This window comes from Streptomyces sp. RLA123 (assembly GCF_056270165.1).
On sequence record NZ_JBWDOR010000003.1, the window covers coordinates 7,288,723 to 7,311,946 of the forward strand.

Annotated in this window: 18 protein-coding genes and 1 pseudogene; 4 read left to right on the forward strand and 15 right to left on the reverse strand. The window is 71.3% G+C overall.

What is annotated here, in order from left to right; all coding sequences use genetic code 11:
* Positions 1 to 33 precede the first annotated feature (33 nt).
* Entirely contained in the window at positions 34 to 495 is a 462-nt protein-coding gene (locus tag RV983_RS33590) for a DUF5709 domain-containing protein (RefSeq protein ID WP_475989475.1), read from the reverse strand.
* 195 nt (positions 496 to 690) lie between these two features.
* Here RV983_RS33590 and RV983_RS33595 point away from each other — a divergent pair, with 195 nt between their 5' ends.
* Positions 691 to 1,101 (forward strand): SsgA family sporulation/cell division regulator, encoded by a 411-nt coding sequence (locus RV983_RS33595; protein ID WP_475989476.1) that lies wholly within the window; start codon positions 691 to 693, stop codon positions 1,099 to 1,101.
* On the opposite strand, the gene RV983_RS33600 is transcribed toward RV983_RS33595, so the two are convergent.
* Positions 1,098 to 1,670, reverse strand: coding sequence for a CGNR zinc finger domain-containing protein (locus RV983_RS33600; protein ID WP_475989477.1), 573 nt, complete (start codon positions 1,668 to 1,670; stop codon positions 1,098 to 1,100). The genes RV983_RS33595 and RV983_RS33600 overlap by 4 nt on opposite strands.
* 406 nt (positions 1,671 to 2,076) lie before the next feature.
* On the opposite strand from RV983_RS33600, the gene RV983_RS33605 reads away from it, so the two are divergent.
* A complete protein-coding gene (locus RV983_RS33605; RefSeq protein ID WP_475989478.1) occupies positions 2,077 to 3,744 on the forward strand; it encodes a dolichyl-phosphate-mannose--protein mannosyltransferase in 1,668 nt (555 codons plus the stop codon).
* A gap of 271 nt (positions 3,745 to 4,015) precedes the next feature.
* Here RV983_RS33605 and RV983_RS33610 read toward each other — a convergent pair whose 3' ends face one another.
* Both RV983_RS33610 and RV983_RS33615 read right to left on the reverse strand, forming a co-directional pair.
* Positions 4,016 to 4,162 (reverse strand): hypothetical protein, encoded by a 147-nt coding sequence (locus tag RV983_RS33610; protein ID WP_475989479.1) that lies wholly within the window; start codon positions 4,160 to 4,162, stop codon positions 4,016 to 4,018.
* A gap of 331 nt (positions 4,163 to 4,493) precedes the next feature.
* On the reverse strand, positions 4,494 to 4,781 hold the full coding sequence (locus RV983_RS33615) for a CPCC family cysteine-rich protein (protein WP_475989480.1): 288 nt from the start codon (positions 4,779 to 4,781) through the stop codon (positions 4,494 to 4,496).
* Between the two features lie 836 nt (positions 4,782 to 5,617).
* Here RV983_RS33615 and RV983_RS33620 point away from each other — a divergent pair.
* Positions 5,618 to 6,421, forward strand: a complete 804-nt coding sequence (locus RV983_RS33620; RefSeq protein ID WP_475989481.1) for a class I SAM-dependent methyltransferase — start codon at positions 5,618 to 5,620, stop codon at positions 6,419 to 6,421.
* Positions 6,422 to 6,787: 366 nt separating this feature from the next.
* Here the strand turns inward: RV983_RS33620 and RV983_RS33625 are convergent.
* From RV983_RS33625 to RV983_RS33670, 10 genes and pseudogenes are all read right to left on the reverse strand, one after another.
* Positions 6,788 to 6,898: pseudogene (locus RV983_RS33625) on the reverse strand (transposase); the annotation flags it as partial.
* Between the two features lie 982 nt (positions 6,899 to 7,880).
* Entirely contained in the window at positions 7,881 to 8,645 is a 765-nt protein-coding gene (locus RV983_RS33630; RefSeq protein WP_475989482.1) for a hypothetical protein, read from the reverse strand.
* Positions 8,646 to 8,800: 155 nt separating this feature from the next.
* Positions 8,801 to 9,727 carry a hypothetical protein gene (locus tag RV983_RS33635; RefSeq protein WP_475989483.1) on the reverse strand — a complete coding sequence of 309 codons (927 nt, stop codon included), beginning with the start codon at positions 9,725 to 9,727 and terminating at the stop codon, positions 8,801 to 8,803.
* A gap of 306 nt (positions 9,728 to 10,033) precedes the next feature.
* Complete coding sequence (locus RV983_RS33640) at positions 10,034 to 11,011, reverse strand: NAD-dependent epimerase/dehydratase family protein (RefSeq protein ID WP_475989484.1); 978 nt, start codon at positions 11,009 to 11,011, stop codon at positions 10,034 to 10,036.
* The gene (locus RV983_RS33645) at positions 11,008 to 11,445 is read right to left on the reverse strand and encodes a MerR family transcriptional regulator (protein WP_475989485.1); all 438 of its coding nucleotides are present in this window, start codon (positions 11,443 to 11,445) and stop codon (positions 11,008 to 11,010) included. Before RV983_RS33645 ends, RV983_RS33640 begins: the two co-directional genes overlap by 4 nt.
* A gap of 102 nt (positions 11,446 to 11,547) precedes the next feature.
* Positions 11,548 to 12,831 carry a PP2C family protein-serine/threonine phosphatase gene (locus RV983_RS33650; RefSeq protein WP_475989486.1) on the reverse strand — a complete coding sequence of 428 codons (1,284 nt, stop codon included), beginning with the start codon at positions 12,829 to 12,831 and terminating at the stop codon, positions 11,548 to 11,550.
* Positions 12,832 to 12,905: 74 nt separating this feature from the next.
* Positions 12,906 to 14,183, reverse strand: coding sequence for an FUSC family protein (locus tag RV983_RS33655; protein ID WP_475989487.1), 1,278 nt, complete (start codon positions 14,181 to 14,183; stop codon positions 12,906 to 12,908).
* 274 nt (positions 14,184 to 14,457) lie between these two features.
* The gene (locus tag RV983_RS33660) at positions 14,458 to 16,296 is read right to left on the reverse strand and encodes a S8 family serine peptidase (RefSeq protein WP_475989488.1); all 1,839 of its coding nucleotides are present in this window, start codon (positions 16,294 to 16,296) and stop codon (positions 14,458 to 14,460) included.
* 140 nt (positions 16,297 to 16,436) lie between these two features.
* The gene (locus RV983_RS33665) at positions 16,437 to 16,973 is read right to left on the reverse strand and encodes a hypothetical protein (protein ID WP_475989489.1); all 537 of its coding nucleotides are present in this window, start codon (positions 16,971 to 16,973) and stop codon (positions 16,437 to 16,439) included.
* Between the two features lie 163 nt (positions 16,974 to 17,136).
* Positions 17,137 to 17,823, reverse strand: coding sequence for an SDR family oxidoreductase (locus RV983_RS33670; RefSeq protein WP_475989490.1), 687 nt, complete (start codon positions 17,821 to 17,823; stop codon positions 17,137 to 17,139).
* Between the two features lie 171 nt (positions 17,824 to 17,994).
* Between RV983_RS33670 and RV983_RS33675 the strand changes: the two genes are divergently transcribed.
* Entirely contained in the window at positions 17,995 to 18,915 is a 921-nt protein-coding gene (locus tag RV983_RS33675; protein ID WP_475989491.1) for an ADP-ribosylglycohydrolase family protein, read from the forward strand.
* A 221-nt stretch (positions 18,916 to 19,136) separates the two neighbouring features.
* On the opposite strand, the gene RV983_RS33680 is transcribed toward RV983_RS33675, so the two are convergent.
* Positions 19,137 to 22,832: a S8 family serine peptidase gene (locus tag RV983_RS33680; protein WP_475989492.1), complete on the reverse strand. Its 3,696-nt coding sequence runs from the start codon at positions 22,830 to 22,832 to the stop codon at positions 19,137 to 19,139.
* Between the last annotated feature and the right edge of the window lie 392 nt (positions 22,833 to 23,224).

A 23,224-nucleotide genomic window follows, 5' to 3' on the forward strand; every position in this document is an offset into this window, starting at 1 on the left:
CGTCTCGCCCCGCTCTCACCCCGCCCACCCCGCTCACTCCCAGGGGGTGTCCTCCGGGACGATGTGCACGGCCGCCTCCTCGGCGCCCGCCGCACCGCCGTCGATGCCGACGTCCTCGGCGATGAGGTCGGCATCCGGGTCGTCGCCCGTGTGCGACGCGACGAGGCGTCCCGGCCGCTGCGTCCCGGCCTGCGGGTCGACCGGTTCGCCGTCCCCTCCGGCCAGGTCGCCGATGTCGTCCCCGGGGTAGGCCGTGTCGTCGGGGACCTCCTCGGCAAGGCGCTCGTCGAGGCTCTCCCCGGCACGTTGCTCCGCGGCGGTGACCCCCTTGTCCAGGCCCAGCGGCCGCTCGGGCGGGGAGTAGCCCTCGTCCAGGACGTCGTCGTAGTCGCGTTCGTCGAGCGCGTCCTCGAGGTCGGGGGGCGCCGTGTCGTCCTGCTCCTCGTTGCCGCCGGTGGGCTGGTACACGTCGTCCGCCATCGGGTCGTCGGTCATGACCGCCTCCTCCGCTTTCGCCGGTCTTATCCGTTCCGGGGAGTGGGGCACCTACCCCCCGTGCCGGACGGCACACGCCGTTCCTCCCCATGATCCCCGCGGTTCCTCCATCGCGGTTGCCGGGCGGCGGGGGCAGACGCATTCCATCGTCGTGGTGGACGTCGGCCGGTGCCGGCACGGGAGACGGGGCATCCCATGGAAGCAACGGAATCGATCGTCGAACGGCTGCCCATGCGCCTGAGGGCGGGCCCCGGGCCGACGCTGCAGCTGTCCGTCGAGTGCCGGTACGGCGTCGACGAGCCCTATGCGGTGCGCATGCGCTTCGGCCGGGTCTCCGGTACGGGCGACGCGGTGTGGGTGGTCTCCCGCGAGCTGCTGCTCGCGGGACTGCGCGGACCCTCCGGGGCGGGCGACGTCCACGTCCGCCAGGGGGCCGACGGGGACACCCTGATCGGGCTGGGCGGGGAGTCGGGGACGGCCGTGCTGCGGGTGGAGACGGGGGTGCTGGCCGCGTTCCTGGCGGCCGCCATCGCTCTCGTCCCCCTGGGCGCCGAGTCGGATCGCATCGACTGGGACGCCTGCATCAGCGGCCTGCTGTCGGCCTAGCGCCCGGCGCCGGCCGCGACCGGGTCGCCCGACGCCTTCTTGCGGGCGCGGTAGGCGGCGGCCTTGACCCTGTTGCCGCAGGTCTCCATGGCGCACCACTCGCGCCGCGAGCCGCGGGAGCGGTCGATGTAGACCTGCGTGCACTCGGGCCGGCCGCACTCCTTGAGCAGGGAGCCCTCCGGGCCGCTGAGGATGTCGATGACCTGGCGGGCCAGCGAGGAGAGTGCCTGCCGCGGGGTCGCCTCGACGCGCCGCCCCTCCGCCGTGAGCTGCGGGACCGCGGAGGGCGTACGCGCGTGATCGTTGACGAGGGCGACCGCGGAGGCGTCGCGGTCCTGGCCCAGCAGGCCGGCCCGGACCAGGGTGTACACCGCTTCGCGCAGGCCCGTCGCGGCGTCCAGGTCCGTTTGATCGCACTGGGTGTCGGCGTGCACCATCCCGGACTCACGGAACCAGGCGTCGAGGCTCTCCGGCGTCGTGAGCATCTCGCGGGGTTCCGGGTTGCGGCGGGCACGCAGTGTGCCGACGAAATCGAGAGCCGGAGTCCCGCACGGGAAGGCGTGTACCATGTCACCATTCTGACAGGTGACGCTTCTCCGGGCAAGCACCGTGCGCCGACCGACATCCTCCCGCATCGATCGCTTGACAGGGAACCCGGGTGTGACGCAGCATCGTCACCAGTCCAAATGGTTATGAGAGTGGTCTGTGGGCCGCCCCGAAGCCGCGATCCGCCGTGATCGGCGGTGCGCGGGGAGGCGACACGGCGCCCCTCGTCCGAGGCGCTGTAGCGGCCCGGAGCCCCCACCATCGAAGGAGTCCCCCATGGCCATGCCCCGTACCTTCGCCGCCGTAGTCGTAGGTCTCGTCGCCGTGGCGACGATGATCGGCTGTTTCGCCCAGGTCTGGTGACCCGTCACGCCCCCGGTGCCCGGGGGTGGCGGCGTCCGTGTCGTCCCTGATCCCTACGATGGCCGAGTGACGACGCACACAGCGACACAGACCCACGCCGGCCAGGGCCCTCCCGCAGGCGGGTGGCCCGGCCCCTGGCTGCGGGGGCTGAGGCCGTTCGGCTACGAAGCGCGCCCGTGGACCGACATCCGGGAGCGGCTGGTGCCGCCGTTCGCCGCGCCGCGCGCAGGCTGGCTCGGGCCGCTGCTCGTCGCCGTGTTCGCCGGGGTGCTCCGCTTCTGGAACCTCGGCCGGCCGCACGACGTGGTCTTCGACGAGACGTTCTACGCCAAGGACTCCTGGTCGATGCTCCGGCTGGGCTACGAGGGCACCTGGCCCGACCGCAAGATCGCAGACCCGGACATCCTCGGCCATTCCGCCAACCTGCCGCTCACCGACCCCGGGACGTTCGTCGCGCACCCGCCGATGGGCAAGTGGATGATCGCCCTCGGCGAATGGGGCTTCGGCCTGGACCCGTTCGGCTGGCGCTTCATGTCGGCGCTCGTCGGCACGGTGTCGGTTCTGATGCTGTGCCGAATAGGCCGGCGCCTGTTCCGATCGACGGTCCTGGGCTGCCTCGCGGGCGCTCTCATGGCGGTGGACGGCCTGCACTTCGTGATGAGCCGGGTCGCCCTGCTCGACGTGTTCGTCATGATCTTCGTCCTGGCGGCCTTCGGGTCCCTGCTGATCGACCGCGACCGGGCGCGAGCCCGGTTGGCCGGCGCACTGCCGGTGGACGCCGACGGCTTCGCCGGGCCTGACGCCGCAACAGGGCACCGCACGGGCCTGGGCGCACGCCCGTGGCGGCTCGCGGCGGGCGTCTTCCTCGGCCTCGCCTCCGCCGTCAAGTGGAACGGCCTGTACTTCCTGGCCTTCTTCATGATCCTGACGTTGCTCTGGGACGTCGGCGCCCGCCGCCTGGCCGGGTCCCGCCGCCCCTACGGCGCCGTACTGCGCAGGGACTTCGTCACCTCCGTGCTGTCCCTGCTGCCGGTGGCCGTCGTGACCTACCTGGTGACCTGGACGGGCTGGTTCGCGACCGACGACGGCTACGGACGCCACTGGGCGGACGGCCGCGGCGGCACCTGGTCGTGGATCCCGGCCCCGCTGCGGAGCCTGTGGCACTACGAGCACGCGGTCTACCAGTTCAACGTGGGCCTGCACACCCCGCACCCGTACCAGTCCAACCCCTGGAGCTGGCTCGTCCTCGGCCGCCCCACCTCGTTCTACTACCAGTCCCCGAAGCTCGGCCAGGACGGCTGCAGCGCCGCCGAAGGCTGCTCCCGGGCGATCCTCGCCCTCGGCACCCCCGCGCTGTGGTGGGCGGGCTGTTTCGCACTGGCCTACCTCCTCTACCGCTGGGCCCTGCGCCGCGACTGGCGCGCAGGCGCCGTCCTCTGCGCGGTGGCGGCCGGCTACCTGCCCTGGTTCAACTACCAGAACCGCACGATCTTCACCTTCTACGCCGTCGCCTTCGTCCCGTACCTGTGCCTGGCCGTAGCGATGGCCATGGGCGCGCTCCTGGGCAAACCGGGCGGCACGGACGAACGACGCCGCGTCTGGGGAACGGTCGCCGTAGGCACTCTCGGCCTGCTCATCGTGTGGAACTTCATCTACTTCTTCCCGATCTACACAGGGCAGACGATCCCCTACTCCTCCTGGCACGCCCGAATGTGGCTGGACTCCTGGATCTGACCTGGGACGATCGACTCGCGGCTGCACCAGGCCCGCCTGGTTGCCGTAGGGCATCGTCTGTCGTTGTCCGTGGGCCGTGACCACCCTCGCACGGCCCACAGACGGCCCGGGGAGCCGGGTCGTCCGCCGTGCCGCACCTTCTGATCCGTGGTTCTCCCCACAGAGTGCTCGGTGGTAGCGCAGGTGCTCTTCGTTGACCTCATGAGCGGGGTGCCGGCGGAGATTGCCGATGGGACTGTTGTCGGCGCTCAACCGGGCGGCCCGAGAGCGATCACTCGGCAAGCCGCGTCCACTCGTCAAGCGTGACCTTCACCTGATGGTTGTGTTCGGCATGCCAGAGAACCTCACCCACGACGCGGGCCCTAACAGCCGGCAGTTCCATCTCATGTGGCATCGCCGTGATCTCGGCCAGTGCCACTTCCTCCGGGAACCCGTCGAGACTGATGAAGACGCCGAAGGGCTGGCGTCCGTTGACCTCTCCGGGGACTCGGGAACCGACGGGCAGTGCTGCGACAGTTGCCGTCCAGCCCCCCGAACTGCATCCGGTGTCGGCACTCCGGGACCTGCGGGGAACGCGTACTCGTCCATGGATAGATCTTGGCTCTTCCAGGAACCCGGGACCACCGCCTTACAAGTTCGATCGCGCCGTGCCCCGCGCTGGTGGAACTTTGGCGCCGTGCCGGCTCCGGGTCCAAGGTGGTTCGTGCGCGTCCATCGGCATTCGACGGCGTTGATGTCACTTGGTGATGTCAGAGGGGCGGGTATTCCTCGGGCAGCGGATCCCTGACGAACTGGGTGCAGCGCTCATTGCAGGCGCCCATGGCGTCGAAGTTTCGCCGTGCTGCAGTGAGGCTGAGCCGGCCGTTCGGGCCTCCGCGAATCCGGTCCGCGTCGTGGTCGTCCTGGCCGTCGTCTTCCCAGAAACACACGTCGCAGATCTCGTAGACCCCGCGCTCGCCGAGCGTGACAAAGCCGCAGCAGGGACAACGGTGAGGGCCCTCCTCGGGCTTACCGTACACATTGACGAATGGCTCCACGGCGGCATCTTGCCTGATTCCGGTGCCCACCGCGTGCCCTGGATGTGAACTATGGGCACGGCGGTCGCTGAGGTCTCCCGGCCCGATCAGGATGGCGGTAGAGGGCAAGGAAGGTCATCGACGGCCGTCGCGGTTGCTGTACTTCGCTGCTGTACGGGACCATGAAGTTCAGGCGCAACTGATGATGCGAAGTCTCTGACGCCGGCACTCGCGCGGCGCGCCGGGCCCGCTACTCGTGGCCGCTGACATCACCGACAGATGTCCCGCCGTCGTTCCTGGTAGCGCGGACCCGGTCGACCACAAGTCCCCCGAGTGCAACAAGGAAGCAGACCGCGCCTACTCCGAGACCCAACCGCAGCAGCAGCGGCCGACCACCGCTCAGCGCGCGGGCTCCGAACCAGATCGCTCCGGCCGTGAGCCCCAGACCTTGCAGCCACCATCTATCGCCTTGGGCTTCCGCCACCGCGCTCTCCTCGACCTTGTGCACGACGATCGCATTATGGATCAACCGCGACTTGTCTGAACCACAGCCTCACACGCCCACTCACCCCAGCTTTTACGTCCCGGGATCACCCGTGGCTGTCGCTGGTGGCGGTTGTGGAGCACCAGTTTGGAAGACTGAGGCTGCGGACCGCGCCTCACCTGGGCGGACGCTGACCTGCGGCAACGCGATCCCGTCCCCTTGTTCCCCGTGGCTCCCCGTTCGGCACCGCCTCACCTGGCACGCGTGTGGCACACGCTCATGCGGTGCATCGCCAGCGACGGTCCTGAGTGGATCTACCTTTGCCCCGGCGAGGCCGTCGATAGGGTTGCTGCACCCAGCGAACCTTGAGGTGATGATGACCGAAATACGTGAGCAGCGTGGGGTCTTCGGCGAGGCAGTAGATGCATACGATTCGGCTCGGCCGAGTTACCCGGAGAGCCTCGTCGATGACGTCCTCGGGTACGCGGGGCTCAATGCGTCTCCTGTGCTTGAGGTCGGCGCTGGTACGGGCAAAGCGAGCGTTGCCTTTGCAGAGCGAGGAATCACCTTGACGTGCGTCGAGCCGGACGCGCGGATGGCCGCTGCTCTGAGGGGCCGCTGTGAGCCCTACCCTCGCACAACTGTCGTGGTGAGCGGATTCGAGCAGTGGAGTCCTCCTGATGGGAGGTTCGGTCTGCTTGTTTCGGCGCAAGCTTGGCATTGGATAGATCCGGCTTCGCGATGGACGCTGGCATTCGATGCGTTGCGTCCTGGCGGGGCGATCGCCTTGTTCTGGAATCAGTTCAGCTTGCCGGACACCGTTCTGCTGTCCGCCCTCACTGATGTCCACGCTCGCCACGGCGTCGACGCGTTGGCCTCAGCGACGCTTGGGTCAAACGAGCCTTTGGAAGCGCCATCGCTGCCGGCCTGGCCGTTGTCAGACCTGCAGTCCGATGATCGGTTCCGCGATATCCAGAACCAGACCTACCGGACTAGGTACTCCTTCACCAGCACCCGTTACACAGACCTCCTGGCATCGATCTCGGCCTATCGGATGCTGCCAGAGACTCAGCGCGGGGCGCTCTTCGCGGAGGTCGCTCGGGTGGTCGACGGCCACGAGCGGTCGTTTGAGATCGAAACGAGTACGCATCTCTATCTGGCCCGCACTCGGCGGTAGCTGAAGCGCGCGGGCGTTGGCGCGATCTTTGGCCGGTGGCCTGCCCGGGCTGGGGTCGGGCATGGCCAGGGGGCCGTACGCTGGCCGCGAATCGGGCTGGCTCCTGCCTGCCCGCAACAAGCCCGATCGGCCCCCTGGTCTTGCTCGACGTCGGGTCCCGGACCGGGGAGGTGGCTAAAGATCGTGTCGGCGCCCGCTCCATCCACCGACCTACGTTCCGCGTAATTCAGCGGCCTAGAGTCACGAATTTGAGGTCTGACCTGCATGGACATGGGTGAGGGCACCTGAGAGGCGTCCCTCTGGCGAGCCACTTGTAGTAGCTGGACCGGCTCAGGTCCAAAACCTGACAGAGCCGCTTCACCTCGCCCGGTTGATGCCCAGGTCGGCGGCGATGCACTTGTAGGTCGCCCCTGGTGTGGACTCGTACAGGGCCACGGCATCGGCCTTGAACTCGTCCGAGTAGTCCTTCATCGCCATCGGCGGTCTTCTCGCTTCCTCCGGATCAAGCAGATCCAGTATCAGCGTGTCCACCACTCAGGGGGAGGCGGCCCAGGTCGTACCTTGACCTATAGACCCCCCAGGCCGAGGTTGGCGCCATCGCGAAGATCTTGGAAGCCTTGAGCAATGAGGGCCGCCGGCTCAAGGCAGGCGTGACGAGTCGATGCTTCGGTCGGGTTGTTGGCGCAGCCAAGCCGCTGGTACCCAGCGACAGCGGTCCGGAGTCTCTTGGCAACGGAACGCAGCGTCGCAAAGCCCTCGTGGTGCTCGATCTGCTCCAGAGCAAACGATGCATCCGCCCCTGTAGCTTCTGCTGCGGAGCCGCACTCGGCGGTAAACATCCTCGCTGACGAGGTTGAGCAGGGCGATCCAGCGCCCGTACCGAACCGTGCCTCATTGGGATTGAGGCGGTTCTCCAAGGCCGACTTGACGTGAATGGCAATTGCTGCCTTGGACGACTGGGGGGTCTCCGTCTGGCCTACGGACGCAGCCGGCGGGACAGCGCGGTCCGGGCTCGGCTCAGCGTGGGAGTTACTGCAACCTGCCAGCATCACCAGAGCCGCCGTTCCACTGCAGGCCATCCACATCTGCTGCCGCTTCACTGGGTCCCAATCCTCATCTCGTACGCGTCAGGCGTGATCGTATCCCGGCCTTGACTACGTCCAGTCAAGGTTGCGGGTCAGCATGTGCAGGCGGCTGAGGCACGAGGTCGACGGAGAGACACTGGGGGCTGGCGCACCCCGATCGAGCACGAGCTACTCTCCGAACAAGACACCATCCCCGCCGCCAGTCAGCCCGCAGCTGGAATTCAAACCATGGGGCAGACCGTCGTGCCGGGGCATCACCGGGAGCCCTCCAACGCCGTTGCCGGCGCGGCGGATCGGCGGTAGCCGCCCGTCCTCGCGTCCCCTGTCGGTGTGCTGCTGTGAGGGGGGGCACCTGCTTCCGATCCCGGGCGGTCCTACTCCTCTGAAGCCCGCACCGCTTGGTGGGGCAGCGCGGTTTTTCCGCCGAGGGCGTCGGCCAGGGCCCGGGCCTGGTCCGGCGTGATCCCGAGGGCCAGCGGAATGCGGCGAGGGCTGTACGGCGACGAACACACCGCTATCGGGCTGTCATCGGTCACTGTCCAGTGGGGCTCGTCATCGAGCAAATCCTCGCCCAGGAGGGTCGAGGCCAATTCGGCGGCCGTATCGGATCGCATGCCACAGTGAGACAGCGCTTTGGCCACAGCGTCGCGAGCCTCACCAGGCATGTTGGCGTCGCCGAGCATCGGAAGCAGCAGCAGAAGGCGCTGAGACACATCGGTCAGACCCGCACCGCCGCGGGGTGAGGACGTGGCGAGCGCGACGAGCTCGGTCCAGGACAGCCCGGGGCCGGCTCCCTCCGCGCCGCAGGCGCCGAAGTGGCCGAGCCGTCCCCACTCGGGGTGGCGGACGAAGAAGTCCACGCTGCCCATGTCCTCGAAGTTGGCGTAGACCACGTAGGCCGTATGCCCACCGTCGAAGGGCACCCGTAGGACGGGCCAAGGCAGTGCGGTGTCACCGAGGCGCTCCACCATCTCCTCGTGCAGCGATGTGTCCACCCCGTAGCGTTCGGGATCGTCGCTCGGGTCGCCTATGGTCAGAAAGAGGTGAGCGAGCCAGAAGGCGGGCTCTCGTGCGAGTTCCTCACCCGCCACCAGTTCGCAGTGCTCCGGATACTCGGGGATGTGCAGCGCTACAGCCATGCACGGACCGTACTCGCCGGCTTCGGGACCAGCAGATCAGGCTCGTCCCCCCGCCCCCGGCTCCGGCGCTCCTCACCGATGCCGAATGGGACAGACAGCCCAGGGGGCCGTGAAACCCGCGACGCCTGCGCCGCCCGTGCCGGTGGCGGACGCCGCTAGCGGGGGACCTCTGTCGCCAGCCGCAGGGCCCGGGCGTCGGCGGCGAGGGAGTCGAGGTCGATCTGGCCGTTGCGCCCCGTCGAGGTGACGGTGCCGATGGTGCTCCGGTCGGCCCACACGCAGTAGCCGAGTCTGGCGGTGCCCTTGCCGGTCATCGTGACCACCACACAGTGCATGCGACCTTCGAAGACATCGCTGTCGACCTGCCGCCGCGCGCTGTAGGTGACCTTCACCTCGGTCTTTCCGCCGACCATTGTGGCCAGGTCCTTCTCGGTGTTCTTGCGTTCCGCCTCGCCGAACGCGGTGTCGAGAACCTCGTCGGGGTCGAGGGCGATGTGATCGCGCGCCTGGAAGCCGAAGAAGGACACGTCGCGTCGCTTCTCCGGATCCCGGTAGCTGGTCACGACCGTCGTGGTCTCCGGGATCGACTCGATGAGGTCCTTGAACTCGCCGGTGTCGTCGTTCCAATCGTCCAGGACCTGCTGGATCTCCGGGTCGTCCTCGGCCATCTGCTCCATGCCCCGGAACTCCGCACGGGGCACCAGCTGGTACGTGGCGGCCCACGGCAAGTGCGCGGTGACGGTGTCGTGGGCCCAGGGGCCGGCAGCCGTGAAGGCGCCGACGCCGAAGCCCGCCAGCAGGCCCAGGGCGAGGAAGAGCGCACGGCGGGACTTGGGCGGCTCGGGCACCGGGGCGTCGGTGGGCCGGGGCATCCAGGGAACCTGCGGCGGGGCCCCGGCGGGGGTCGGTGCGGACGCTCCCGCCGCGGCCGCCGGCGCCGTGGCCTCGGAAGCGGCCTTCACCGCGGCCCGGGCAGTCTCCTGCGCCGCCTCGAAGGAGGGCAGTTCGGTCGGCGGCGGGGCGGGATCGCCGCCCGCCGGTGCCGCCTCGGGATCCCTGGTCCCCGTGTGTTCTCCGCCCATGGATGTTCCCTCCCCAGTCACCCCATTGCGTCCGAACATCAGAGCGGCCGCGGCATTGTCGCGTCAACGAGCTTTTATCCCGACCTCAGTGCTTGCTCGCGCTACGCCACGAAAGATCCCCTGGCAGAAAAATGCAGGTGAGCCGTGGGTCTCACCGGCCTTCACCTGTCCACTGCCCGCGTGTCATACGGCGGTTGGCGGGCGCGCACGGGTCACGATCACCAGGCGCATCCGGTCGCGAGCGCCGCGCCGGCCATCGCCCGTGAGCGCGTCATGGGCCATGGGGCGGATCGTGTGAGGAACCCGCTAGCGCTCGGTTCCCAGGAGACCGAGGTCGTGCAGGCTCTCGGCCGACTCCACGATCGTTGTGCTGGTGGGACGTGGACGCCATCCGAGTTCCCTGCGGGCCCGGTCGTTGTGGATGACCGGCCGCGGAAGATCGTCCCCCGGCGCCTCCTGCGTGGGCACGCGAGCCGCCGAAGCGCCGAGCCGCCGGCGCAGGACCTCGGCCACCTCGAGGAAACTCAGCGTCGGGCCGTCGGCGACGGCAAGGAATCGTTTGCCCGCGGCCTCGGGGGCAGCCATCGCCCGGATGTGCAGGTCGGCGACGTCGCGTACGTCGACGACACCGAAGCGGGCGCGGGGAGCGATGCCCATTGTTCCGTCGAGCATCGCCTTGATCAGTTGCAGCGAGGAGCGCAGATCGGTCGTGAGCGTGGGCCCGAGGATGAACGTCGGGTTGACCACGGTCAGTTCGGTGTCTCCGCCGTCGCGTTCCATCAGGTCCCACGCGGCGCGTTCGGCGATCGCCTTGGAACGCGGATAGGGCGCGAGTCCCGGGGTGCCGGGATCGGTCCAGTCCTCTTCCGTGAACTCGGAACCCGGCTTGGGGGTGTAGCCGATCGCCGCGAACGACGAGGTCAGAACGGTGCGCCGAGCGCCCGCGGCCCGCGCGGCCCGCAGCAGCCGCAGCGTGCCGTCGCGGGCGGGGACGATCAATTCGTCGGGATCCTCGGGCTGGACGGCGGGAAACGGCGAGGCGACGTGATGGATCTCCTCGCAGCCGGCCACCGCCTCGGGCCACCCGTCGTCGGCCGTCAGGTCCACGGCGACGATCTCCAAGCCGGCGTCGTCGGCCCCACCCCGGCGCACTGCCGCGCGCAGGTCGGTCTCGCGGGCCGCCGAGCGCACCGCGGCCCGCACGGGGCGTCCGGCCCGGAGCAGCGCCGCGATGATCCACGTCCCCAGATAGCCGGACCCGCCCGTGACCAGAACCCGGCTCATCGAAGCACCCCCAGCCGCCCTGCGGCGTCCACCACACGCTGCGTCGTCTCGGCCTCCGCGGCGATGTCGCCGCGGTCCCGCGTGTCCCACAGCGCCGCCTTCTCGCGCAGGTATTCGAGCCGTGAGTGCTGGGCGGCGATCTCCGCCTCGATGCGCTCGGCGTGGCGGAGCAGCAGATCACGCTGCTCACCCGCCGCGGCCCGGCCGCGCGCCCGATTGGCCTGGTACGTGCGCATGTCCTCGATGCCCACGCCGACCGCGCGCAGACAGGCCAGCGCCTCGAGCACGTCAAGGTCCTCGGGGCGATAACGCCGGTGACCGTTGTGCCGGTCCCGGACGATCGGGCCGACCAGCCCGACGTCCTCGTAGTACCGCAGCGTGGGCTCACTCAGCCCGCTGCGCCGGGACGCGTCCTGGATGCCGAAAGTCGTCATACGGACAGCGTCACAGACCTCAAGCGCTTGAACGCAAACGCCGGGATCCCGGCGACAGCGGAGCCCACCGCCGTACGGCCCGGCCCGCCCCCGTCCGCGCCGTCACAGCCGCACGGTGATCAGGGCGATGTCGTCGGCGCCGCCGTGGCTGAGGCCGAGGCGGCGGAGCACCGTGTCCGCGAGGGGTTCCGCACCGAGGTGGGCCTCCTCGGCGAGGGCGCCGGTCAGGCGGGCCAGACCGACGTCGATGTCCTCGCCGCGGCGCTCGATGAGCCCGTCGGTGTAGAGCACGAGCACATCGCCCGGCGTGTACGTCACGCTCGCCTGCGGCCGTGCCGCATGGGCCGGCCGGGCCCCGAGGGGCGGGTCGGTGGCCTGGTCGAGGAGGACGAAGCTCCCATCGGCCCGTAGCAGGACCGGCGGCGGATGACCGGCGCTGCTGTAGGTGATCCTCCGGCGCGTCCGCGTGATCAGCACGCTCACGGAGGTGGTGGCCAGGGCACCCTCGACGCTGCGGGCGTACTGCCCGAGGATCTCCAGGGCCTGCGCCGGTTCGGGGACGGTACGCATCGCCGCGCTGAGGGCGCTGCGCAGCATGCCCATGACGCTCGCCGCCTGCAGCCCGTGGCCGACGACGTCCCCGACCGCGACGGCGAAGCGGTCGTCGGGCAGGTCGACCACGTCGTACCAGTCCCCGCACACGTTCAGCGAGCCCGCGGCCGGAAGGTAGCGCACGGCGACGTCCTCGTGCTGGGCGAGGTCGGGGGAGTGGAGCATGGCGTCCTGCAGTGTCAGCGCGACCTGGCGTTCCCGGGCGTGCGCCTGGCGCAGCTCCTCGTTGAGCAGTTGCAGTTCGCGGGCGCGCGCGTAGAGCTCGGCCTCCATCACCTGCTCCCGGGCGCTCCGACGCCCGCCCTCCGGCGTGTGGCGGTGGCGGCGGGCCTGCACGAACGCGGTCACGTCCTCCACGCGGTGGATGATCCAGGACACCCTGCCGTCCGGCGCGAGGACCGGGGTGTTGATCGGGCTCCACCAGCGCTCCTCGAACACGCCGGGCCGTGACACCACGGGGATGTCGTACTTCTGCGGCGCCATGGTGTCGGACGTGCGGAAGGCCAGGACCCGCTCCAGCGAGGCGCTGAGGTTGCGCACTCCGTCCGCCTGGGGATCGGCGGGATTGTCGGGGAACGCGTCGAAGAGGTACTGGCCGATCAGGCCGTCGCGGGTCCGCCCGGTCGCCTCCAGGTAGGCCTGATTGACGCCGACGATCATGAGGCCTGGGTCCAGGACCAGGTAGGGGCTCGGTGTTGCCGCGAACAGCGCCGCATAGTCGATGTCCGCCGCCGGCGCCGTCCTCCGGCCGTTGTCCGTGCCTGGCAGGCTCACTCCTCCAATTTATAAGGTGTGCCCCGCCGTCACCTGTCGCACGGCCTTCCCCCGCGGCCCGGCGGGCATCCGCCTCATTCGCGCGGCCACACCCCCCGCTGCAACCGGCGCAGGAGCAGCCCCCCGCCGCGCGGGGCCGGCCGCGGGCCGCCCGCCCCGCCCCGCAGGACGTCACGGATGCGCGACAGCGCGGCGAACCGCTGACGGCGTTCGAGCGTGGCCCGGTCCAGCTCCTCCATCAGGCGCTGGGAGCGGTGTTCCGGGGTCAGCTCGTCCAGGATGCGGTCGACCTCCGCCAGGACGGCCCCGTGCAACTGCCAGGCGTGCGGATGCTCGCGCACCCGGTCCAGCAGCAGCTGGGCGACGTTGTCGCGGCTCGCGCGGGCGGCGCTGAGTTCGGCCGCCAGCCGCTCCTCGGCCTCCTCGGCGTTCCGGCTCACCTGTGTGGTCACCAGGACCGCGAAGCTCACCAGCGCACCGCCGAGGTGGGCGAAGAGCTGCTCCATGACCACCGCCACGTCGCGGGCGAACAGCGGCTCGTCCTTGCCCCGCCGTCTGGCCAGGTCCGTCAGCGACCGCGTCAGGACGCGCAGCACGACCACGCAGATCTCCAGGGTGTCCAGCCCGGTCCGCAGCACTACGCGGGACAGCAGCCCCTCCTTGACCCTTGGGTTGAGACGCAGGCTGTCCTCGGCCCGGCGCAGCGCGATGTCGACCCCGGAGACATCCTGGTCCAGTCGGCGTGCCTCGTGCAGCCGGGCCTCGGCGTGCTCCACGGCGGTGGGCACGTCCAGTTCCTCCGAGACACGCAGCAGCAGGTGCCGCATCCGGCGGGCCAGGTCCTCGATGGACTCGCCTGCGCTGCCGACCCACACCGGCGGGGCGAACAGGAAGTTGAGCAGCAGGCCCACCCCCGCCCCGATCAGCGTCTCCAGCACCCGGTCCCAGGCCTGGTGCGCCAGTTGGGTCACCCCGAGGACCAGCATGGCGCTGATCGCCACCTCGTTGACGAACTCGTCGACCCGTACGAACTGGCCGACCACCAGGGCCGCGAGGACGATGAGGCCGAGGCTCCACCAGGTCAGACCCACCAGCGCGCTGAATCCGACGGCCAGCAGCACCCCCACCACGACGGAGTTCACGCGCCGGATCCCGGTGGTGATCGTCGAGTAGAGGGTGACCTGGACGACGAGCAGCGCGGTGAGGGGCGCGGTGAGCGGCGCGGCCTCGGTGCTGACGCGGAGCGCGATGACATAGGAGATGGTCGCCGCCACGGTGGCGCGCAGCGTCAGCGTGACGACGGGGTCCCTGCCGCGCTTGAGCAGCGCGGCGACAGCTTCACGTGCAGGCATCCTCTGTCCTTGCCCACGCCGTCCGTTCGTACACCCGGCCTGTGCACATGCAGGAGGAATATTCCACGTGGCCGGCGATGGCCACGGCGTGCGAGGTCGGCACGCGCCCTGCGCCGCCTGATCGTGCCCGCTCGGCACCCCCGGCGGCTCAACCGGGGTGGCGTGGAGCGGCTCTTGGGGCGCAACGGACAGCGCCGGGGCGGAGGGCACGCGGCCCCCGCCCCGGCGCGGCCGGGCGGTGTCGGTCGATCGACGTCCGTCGAGTCGGCCGGCGTCAGTTCTGCGAGGCCGGCCCGGACGGCATGTACTCCTGCCCGTCGTAGACCGGGGGCACCGTCGGCAGGCCGAGGGCGATCGGGGCGTCGGGGAGACCGGCGCCCTGGCGCATGGCGTCCGTGCCCGGCACGGGCCTGCTGGCCGTGCGGAGCAGCGCCATGAGGTGGTCGGCGCGTTCCGCGGTCCGGGGGTGCGGGGAGCTGCGCAGCTGGTCGTGGTGGGCGAGCAGCAGCGCCGCCAGACCGGTGAGGTGGGCGGCGGCCAGCGCGGTGCCGTCCGCGACGGAGTAGCCGTTGCCCGGCACCGTCGTGACGATCGCCGCGCCGGGGGCGATCAGGTCGACCCCCGGCCCGACCGGAGTGAAGGGGGCCGGAAAGGGGCCGGGCCACGGCGGCTGGACCGCGGCCACGGGGCTGCCGGGCGGGTAGGTGCCGGTGTGCGCCAGCGCGCCGACCGCGAGCACGGTGGGCAGGGCCGCCAGCGGCGAGATCGCCGCGTTGGTGTCGCCAGCGGGCGCGACGACGGCGATGCCGGCCGCGTGGGCGTCCAGCAGCTTCCACGCCACGAGCTGCGAGGGCTGACCGAACGACAGGTTGATCTGCGCCAGGTCGATGTCGTGGGTGACGCAGCGGTCGATCGCGTCGAGCAGGTCGCTGACCCGGCCGCCCGGGAACAGCTTGAGGGCGTGCAGTTCGGCGTCGGCCGCGATGCCCGTCATACCGGAGCGGTTGTCCGCCGCGGCCACGACCCCGGCGCAGCGCGTGCCGTGCCCGGTCGCGTCGGACTGCCACCCGCCGTCCTCGGCGCCCGGGGTGAAGTCGGCACCGTGCGAGACGGTGTCCTTCAGGTCGGGGTGGTTGGCGTCGATGCCGGAGTCCAGCAGGGCGATGCGGACGCCGTGCCCGCGGTACGTCGGCGGGATCTGGTGCAGGCGCATCGCCTGGGTGCCCCAGCCGATCAGCGGCTGGTCGGGGAAACCCTCGAAGGTGTCCGCCAGCGCCACGACCTCGACCGCCAGCTCGGTGGACTGCGCGGCGTCCTCCAGCAGTTGCGGGCGTCCGGTGCGCGTCGGCCAGTAGCCGCCGGCCGGGCGGACGAACAGGGAGCGAAGCGTGGCGGGGGTGTCGGCGGGCAGCGTCAGCCGCGCGCGCCCGTCGGCACCGGTGACCGCGTACGAGGTCATGCTCTGGCCCGTGGCCCAGACCTCGGCGCCGCCGACGGACTGGCCGTCGCTGCCGGTGACGCGCACGATCAACTGCTGGGGCTCGTCCAGCGTGACGCCGATCGCCGGGTCGGCGGCCGGTGCCGCGAGGGCCGCGGGGGCCGGGGCGGACGGGTACGACAGCGGCTGGTCGGCCTCCACCACGATCTGCGGGTTGGCGGCCAGTGCCTGGGCCCGCTCGTGGGGCATGGCGACGACCGCGACCGCGGGACACATCGGCAGCGGGCCCGCGATGGCCCCGAGCCCGCGGGCCCGCGACGGCCGCACCTGGCGCAGCGGCTCGACGTCCGGGTCCTCCTCCAGCAGCTCGAACAGGGCTGACGCCTCGATCGGCGGCACACCGCCGGGCAGCCAGGAGACGGGCTTCGGCGCGACGAGGTAGCGCCCCCAGCCACTGCGGGTCTGCCGGGTGCTGTCACGCCCAGGGGTCTGCCGGAACGGCTGTCCGGTGCCCCGGTTCTGGTCCTGGTCCTGCTCCTGCCGGGCGTTCGTCTGCCCGCTGGTCTGCGGCTCCCGCGGGCCGCCGGTCTCGGGCGCGGGGCCCGTCTTGCGGCCGCCGTTCCTCGAGCCGCCGGTCCCCTTCGCCGCGGCGCCGTTGCCGTGCTGCTCGCTCATCACTCCGCCTTCACCCTTGTCGCTCCTGCATGTCCACCCTCAACAACCGGCCGTGCGGTCCGGTGCCGGACGCGCCGAGCCGTGGTGACGGCCCCGGCCGGGCGGGAACACCGAGTGTCCCCGCCCGGCCGGGAAGCCGATCAGATGCCCATGGGGGACATCTGCGCGTAGCCGTACTGCGGCTGGCCGTAGTGCTGCTGGCCGTACGCGGCCTGGTTGCCCTGGCCGAACTGGCCGTACTGGCCCTGCTGGCCCTGCTGGCCCTGCTGGCCGAACTGGCCGTACTGGCCCTGCTGGCCCTGGCAGTTCTGCGCAAGAACGGCGTGCACGACGGGGGCGACCCGGCGGGCACACTCGGTCACGACGGCGCTCCAGGCGTGCGGGGGGATCTGGCCCTGGGCCTGGATACCCATCGCGATCTGCGGGTCGATGCGCAGCTGCTCGACGACCGCGGACACGGCGGTGGCGGCGGAACGAAGCGCCACCTCCGTCACCAGGAGCGGCAGCTGCTGCTGACCCTGCCCGTTGCCGTACTGGCCGTACTGCTGGAACGCCCCGTGCTGCTGGCCCCAGGCCTGCTGGCCCTGGCCCTGCTGGGACGCCCACGGCTGCTGCTGGCCGAACTGCTGGGCGTACGGCTGCTGCTGCCCGAACTGCTGGGGGGTGTAGACCGACATCAAACTCCTCCTTGGGAGATGTGTGGGAGAGGGAAAACGCGGCAGCGGAGCGGACGTGGGTCAGGGCCGGTCCGCTGTCATGGGCAGCAAACCATTACGGGATGAAAACCGCTTCTTGTGACATACCGTTATATGCCCGTGTATCCCCCGTTTGGTCCATGCGTCACCCGCGGCTGTCGGCCGTCCGGCTGACGTCAACGGCCCCGGCGCCGCGTTCCCGGCTGTGGCGTCGCGGACGGTGACCGGTCGGAGGGGGAAGGCCCCGGACCTGGAACGGCGTCGGGTGCCCGCCGGGTTCGCCGCGCCCGTCACTGCCCCGGCGGGTGATGTGGTGCGGCAGCGGCGAGGGTGGGCATCGAGGGTGGTGACCTGCCGGGGAGCCCGCGCGGACGGCTCGCGGGGCGTGCGCACCCGGGGGCGAAGGGGCCCTCCGCCTTCGCTGTACCGATGACGGGGTACGTGGCGCATGGGCCGAACGGGGGACACAGCCGGCGGCGACGGTCCCGGCCGCGCGATCACCCGGACCGGCCACCGGGGGTGCACGTCGTAGCGCGCAGGGCGATGGTGGCTGAGGGCTCGCCGCTGTCCATGACAGGTCCCCCCAAGTGGCGTCCGCCGCCTGTCGCGAGCCCCCTTCCATCGCCCCGGGCTGTACGACATTGACGGTGATGCCGCGCGGGCCGAAATCGCGCGCCCAGCCGCGGGCGAGCTGGTCGATCGCCGCGTTGCTCGCCGCGTATTCGGCGACGCCGGGCGTGGGAATGCGGTGGGCGATGCTTCCCACCAGGATGACGCGGCTGCCGTCGGGCAAGAAGCGTGTCGCGGAACGCGTGGTGACCACGGCACCCATCACATGGTCCGGAGGGGTTCACACGGGCGCGCCCGCGTCGCGTGCGTCACCGGCGAGGACATCCGGTCCCGACCCGCCGGGCGGCGGCGGAGCCCCGGGAATCCGTTGGCGTCTGCGGGCGGCCCTCGGTGAGAATGCCGTGGTCCGGCAGTCGTTCGAAGGGTTTTTGTGATGCGCGGTTCGCGGCATGCTCGCGCCAGTCTGGACGGTCTGGTGATGGGCGACGCCTTCGGCGACAGCTGGTTCACGCGCTCAGACGAGTCCCCCGAGGAGGAGTGGGCCGCGCGGGACCTGCGTCCGGAGCCGTGGCTGTGGACGGACGACTCCGCCACCGCTTTCGTGCTGTTCGCGCACCTGACGGCCCATGGTGAGGTCCGGCCGGACGACCTGGCGCGGGAGTTCGCCGCCGAGTACGAGCGGGATCCGGCACGCAAGTACGGCGGGTCCATGCACGGGGTGCTGCGGCGGATCGGCGAGGGCGAGGACTTCAGGGCCGTCACCACGGCGCAGTTCGGCGGGCAGGGCTCCTACGGCAACGGTGCCGCGATGCGGGTCGCCCCCCTGGGTGCGTGGTTCCGGGACGACCTGGCGGCGGCCGGCCGGCAGGCCCGGCTGTCCGCGCTGACCACGCACGCCCACCCCGAGGCGGTGGCCGGTGCCGTGGCCGTGGCGGTGGCCGCCGCGCTGGCGGCCGCGGGGGACGATCAAGGGGCCCCGCCGCGCGCCGAGTTCCTGCGGGAGGTCGCCTCGCATCTGCCCGACAGCGATGTGCGCTCCGGCCTGCTGGTGGCCGCGTACTTCCCCGAGCACACGTCGGTCCGCCACGCGGCGTCCGTGCTGGGCTCGGGCATGCGGATGTCGGGGCCGGACACGGTGCCGTTCGCCCTGTGGGCCGCCGCGGGACACCTGGACGACCTGCCCGAGGCGCTGTGGCAGACGGTCGCCGGGTGGGGCGACCGCGACACCACGTGTGCCATCGCCGGGGGCGTCGTCGCGGCCCGCACCGGAACCTCGGGTCTCCCGGCCGCCTGGCTCGAGGCGAGGGAGGACATTCCCGCCTGGAGCCGATGGGTCCCCGCGACTGTCGCGTAGACGAGGCCGCCGGGCCCGGGCACGGCGTGCGGATTCGCCGCGAGGAGTGCGTTCCGCGCGCAGGTGACAGCGCAAGGCGGGCCGGCAGATACGGACGGGGGAGCGCGCATCTGCCGACCCGCCGTCACGGTACCGCTCGGGGTCGGCCGCCGTACGGGCGTCGACCAAGTACGCCTGAATACAGGCGACTTGGCGTTCGGACGCCCGTACGGGCGAGGCCGTCAGCGCAGACCGAAGGCGCGGATCACCGACTGGGTGACGGTGTTGCCGGCCGAGTCGCGGGCGGTGGCCCGCAGTGAGACGAAGCCGGCGTGCTTCGGCGGCGCCACCGCGTAGCGGCCGTCATGGGCACGGTCCGCCTTCCGCCATGTGCGCCCGTCGTCGTAGGAGAACTCCACGGTGACGGGGGCGATGGTTCCCGCGCCCGCCGCACCTGGCAGGTGCGCGGCGGAGACGGCGACCTCGGCGTGCCGGGCGGCCCGGCCGTCGGGGTCCGTGGCGATCGCGTAGTCGAGCTGGATCAGCGGCAGGACGGCGGACTCGTCCCCGGCGGGGGCGGCGGAGTCGAAGCCCCACTCGGTGTGCGTGGTGGCGGAGTACGGGCTCACCGAGGCGTCCCGGCTGCCGTCCAGCACCAGGCGGTACGGCAGCCGGCCGGTGCCCGGGGCGTCGGCCGCGACCGTGGTGTACGAGCCCACCGCCAGGCGGGTGCTGCCCTGGTAGAGGGTGAGGGACTGCCGCATGCGGTCGTAGTCCATCGACATGCCGACGTGATCGGAGCCGCCCCACGCGGGCACGTCGAGGTTGAGCCGGCTCCCGCTGCGAGTGGGCAGTTTGTAGTTGTCGTTCAGGTGCGGCCGCTCGACGGGTTTGAACCACTCCTGCGTGTGCGAGCTGCCGGGCCGGTAGGTGGTGCGCGGCTCGATCTCGTAGATCAGGCCGTCGACGTACGCCTCCTGGCCCCAGGAGTTGCCGCTGCCGGTGGAGACCCAGTCCACGCGGTGGCTGGTCATGTCCTCCCGCATGGTCAGGCCGATGCCCCAGTTCGAGTACTCGGGCCAGTCGTAGCGCCACTCGCCGCCGCCCGGCGACGGGTCGGGACTGTCGAAGGCGACGTCGACGCGGGCCAGGTTCTTCGAGGAACCCTTGACGACCAGGTCGGCCGGGACGCGGTTGTGCCACGTCCACATCAGGTCGTACACATAGGGGCTGTTGGGCTGGGAGTCCACCGTGAGCACGGCGCCTCGCCCGGACGCCTGGCGCAGCAGCCGCTCGCCCTCGTCCGTGCTCAGCAGCGCCACGTCGAGGCCTGCGGGCGTCTGCCAGTCGGGGCTGTAGCTGCGGAGCCGGCGGCCGGGTTCGTTGTTGACGACGAGCAGCAGCCTGGCACCGGCCTTCGTCGCGGCCGCCGCCTGCTCGGCGTCGCCGACGGCGTCGTCACGGCGTACGACCACCGCCTTGCCGCGCGCGTCGATCCTCGCCCAGTCGGCGGCCGCGCCGTTCCCCGCCGCGACCAGCGGGAGCCGGTAGTGCCCCTTGGCCAGCGGGGTGACCCCGTCCTGCCGCAGGACGTCGGTGAAGGCGCCGGCGGCGGTGGAGACGGCGAGCACCGGCTGCTCCTTGCGCCAGCGGGCGCCGAGCCAGAAGTCGCCGTGCTTGACGTCGTGGGTGGTCGGCTGGGCCCAGAGGCTGTCGTAGCTGGTCTGGGTCTCCATGTAGTCGCGCCAAGTGCCGCCGCCCATCGAGCGGTTGTACTCCAGGCGCTGGTATGTCGTCTCGGTCGACCGCGGAGTCGTCATGTCGACGCGGCGGAGCTTGCGCGCGTCCATCGTCACCGTGGTGTCGTGGTCCATGACGACCTCGGGGTCGCCCAGCAGTGCCATGCCCATCGAGTGCGGGCCGTGCACGCCTTCCACGGCCTTGAACGACAGCACCGAGTACACGTCGTCGGGCAGGTAGGTCGTCAGCACGCCGGACTCGTCGACGATCCAGAACTCGGGGCCGAACTCACCGGACCTGAGCAGTTCGACGACGCCGGACATCGGGTTTCCATGACCGTCCTTGAGGACCACGGTCAGCTTGTGCGCCGCGTCGCCGAGGGACACCGCGGTGTGCGCGGCGACGGCTCCGGAAGCGTCGGCCGCCAGGATCTGACCCGTCCAGTGGCCGTTGCCCGAGGCCTTGGACGCGTCGATGGTGAGCGTCACCTCTGCGGTGCCGTGTGCCGGGACGACGACCTGAGAGGCCGAGAGCCGGAACAGGCCCGCCGGGGCGTTCGGGGCCTGCACCGAAAGGCCGAGCGTGACGGCGGAGCCACCGGTGTTGGTGTACGTCACCGGGCGCTGCACCGCGCCGGTGCCGCCCTGCGCCACCTGGCCGGCGAACGCGGTCGCCGAGGCGAAGACGCCCGCACGCAGCGCGGCGGGCACGTCGACCCGGCCGCTGCCGGCCTGGAAGGCGTCGTACTGCGGGGTCTGCTTCGAGCTGCTGACCAGGAGGTCCTTGAGCTGGGCGCCGGTGAGACCGGGCCGCGCGGCGGCGAGCAGGGCCGCGGCTCCGGCGACGTGCGGGGTGGCCATCGAGGTACCGCTCAGCGTCTGGTAGCTGCCCTCGCCCTCGGTGGCGTACTGCGAACGTGCGGCGAGCACGTCCACGCCGGGGGCGGTGATCTCCGGCTTGAGGCCGCCGTCGCCGACCCGCGGGCCCTGGCTGGAGAACCACGCGAGGGCGTCGGAGGAGTCCACCGCGCCCACGGTCAACGCGGCGTCCGCCGCGCCGGGCGCGCTGATCGTGTCGGGCGCGCCGGAGTTGCCGGCGGCGATGACGAACAGGGCGCCGGTCCGGGCGCTCAGGCGGTTCACCGCCTCACTCATCGGGTCCGTGCCGTCCGACGGGGTGTCGCTGCCCAGGCTCATGCTGACGACGTCGGCGTGCTGGTCGACCGCGGCCCACTCCATCCCGGCCAGCACCCAGGAGTCCTGGCCCTGGCCCGAGTCGGACAGCACCTTGCCGATGTGGAGCGACGCCCCGGGGGCGACACCCCGCTCCTTGCCGCCCGAGGCCGCTCCGGTGCCGGCGATGGTGGACGCCACGTGCGTTCCGTGGCCGTTGCGGTCGGTGACGGACTCATCGGGGACGAAGCTGTCGGTGGCGGCTATGCGCCCGCCGAAGTCGGGGTGTTCGGCGTCGATGCCGGTGTCCAGGACGGCGACGTCCACGCCCTGCCCGGTGTTCCCGCCCGCCCACGCGGTGGGTGCGCCGATCTGGGCGGTGGTGTCGGCGAGGTCCGCCTTCACGACGCCGTCCAGCCAGATACGGGCGATGCCGGCGCCGAAGGCCGGCCCACCGCTCTTGGCCGCCGACCTCGCACCGTTCGCGGGCGCCGCGGTGACGGCCTTCCAGAAGTCGGCCGAGCGATCGCGGTCCTCGGTCAGGGCGGCACCCTGCACGCTGCTGAGGTCCCTGACGCGGGCCGCGCCGGTGGGCGCGGTGGCGCGCAGGCCCGCGGTGGGCGTGGTGTACGAGACGATCAGCGGCAGCCGGTCGCGGTGGGCGTCGTCGTACCCGTCGGCGACCAGTTCGCTGACGTTGAACAGGCGGCGGTCGAGCGTGCCGGCCGCCACGTAGGGCAGCGCGGCCTCGGGGAAGACGTACAGGTCGCCACCGGACTCCATGACGTGCGCCTCGGCGGGACCGCCCGCCGCGGAGCGCACGTCGACCGTGCCGCCCCTGCCGGAAGCCTGACGGGTCGTGACCACGTCGCCGGTGATCAGCGTGACGGAGTGGGTGCCGGGCGGCACGTTGTTCTGGGCCGTGGTGGCGGGGGTATCAGGGGACGCGGTGGCGGGGTGTGCCAGCGACAGAACGGCGGCGCCGGCGACGGCGAGCACGCTCCAGCGTCTCGGTGATGATCTCAAGGTGCGTTCCTTGCGGTTCTCCAGGGGGGGCCGGTAGCCCCTCCGGCATGTCGAGACCACCCGGTGGGGAGGCACCGCATCCTGGCGCGAAACCCCGGCGCAGGGGGCAGCCCTTGCGTGGTGATCTTTCCCACCCGCACAACGGCGTCGAACAGGTTTACGCCCGTCGAACCCCCATGAAAGAGCGCGGACTTGGGCCGCGAGGGGGTGGCCGGGACGGGGCGTCCGGCCCCGTGTCTCCCTGCGCGGACGGGGAGTTCGCACACGCAGTTCCGCGGCCGCGGCTTCCGGGCCCGGGACTCCCAGGGCATAGGTGTGGCTGTACCTGCCGGCGCGGGAGGCCGGGGAGTTCCCGGGGCGCGCCGCGTGACGGGAGGAGGCGCGCCAGGACT

Bases quoted from the DNA above. Each gene is read 5' to 3' on its own strand.
- RV983_RS33670 (WP_475989490.1), bottom strand. From the start codon at position 17,823: ATGGGTGCCGTGGTCACCACGCGTTCCGCGACACGCTTCTTGCCCGAC.
- RV983_RS33640 (WP_475989484.1), bottom strand. From the start codon at position 11,011: ATGAGCCGGGTTCTGGTCACGGGCGGGTCCGGCTATCTGGGGACGTGG.
- RV983_RS33660 (WP_475989488.1), bottom strand. From the start codon at position 16,296: ATGAGCGAGCAGCACGGCAACGGCGCCGCGGCGAAGGGGACCGGCGGC.
- RV983_RS33635 (WP_475989483.1), bottom strand. From the start codon at position 9,727: ATGGGCGGAGAACACACGGGGACCAGGGATCCCGAGGCGGCACCGGCG.
- RV983_RS33590 (WP_475989475.1), bottom strand. From the start codon at position 495: ATGACCGACGACCCGATGGCGGACGACGTGTACCAGCCCACCGGCGGC.
- RV983_RS33675 (WP_475989491.1), top strand. From the start codon at position 17,995: ATGCGCGGTTCGCGGCATGCTCGCGCCAGTCTGGACGGTCTGGTGATG.
- RV983_RS33630 (WP_475989482.1), bottom strand. From the start codon at position 8,645: ATGGCTGTAGCGCTGCACATCCCCGAGTATCCGGAGCACTGCGAACTG.
- RV983_RS33655 (WP_475989487.1), bottom strand. From the start codon at position 14,183: ATGCCTGCACGTGAAGCTGTCGCCGCGCTGCTCAAGCGCGGCAGGGAC.
- RV983_RS33665 (WP_475989489.1), bottom strand. From the start codon at position 16,973: ATGTCGGTCTACACCCCCCAGCAGTTCGGGCAGCAGCAGCCGTACGCC.
- RV983_RS33645 (WP_475989485.1), bottom strand. From the start codon at position 11,445: ATGACGACTTTCGGCATCCAGGACGCGTCCCGGCGCAGCGGGCTGAGT.
- RV983_RS33620 (WP_475989481.1), top strand. From the start codon at position 5,618: ATGATGACCGAAATACGTGAGCAGCGTGGGGTCTTCGGCGAGGCAGTA.
- RV983_RS33595 (WP_475989476.1), top strand. From the start codon at position 691: ATGGAAGCAACGGAATCGATCGTCGAACGGCTGCCCATGCGCCTGAGG.
- RV983_RS33600 (WP_475989477.1), bottom strand. From the start codon at position 1,670: ATGGTACACGCCTTCCCGTGCGGGACTCCGGCTCTCGATTTCGTCGGC.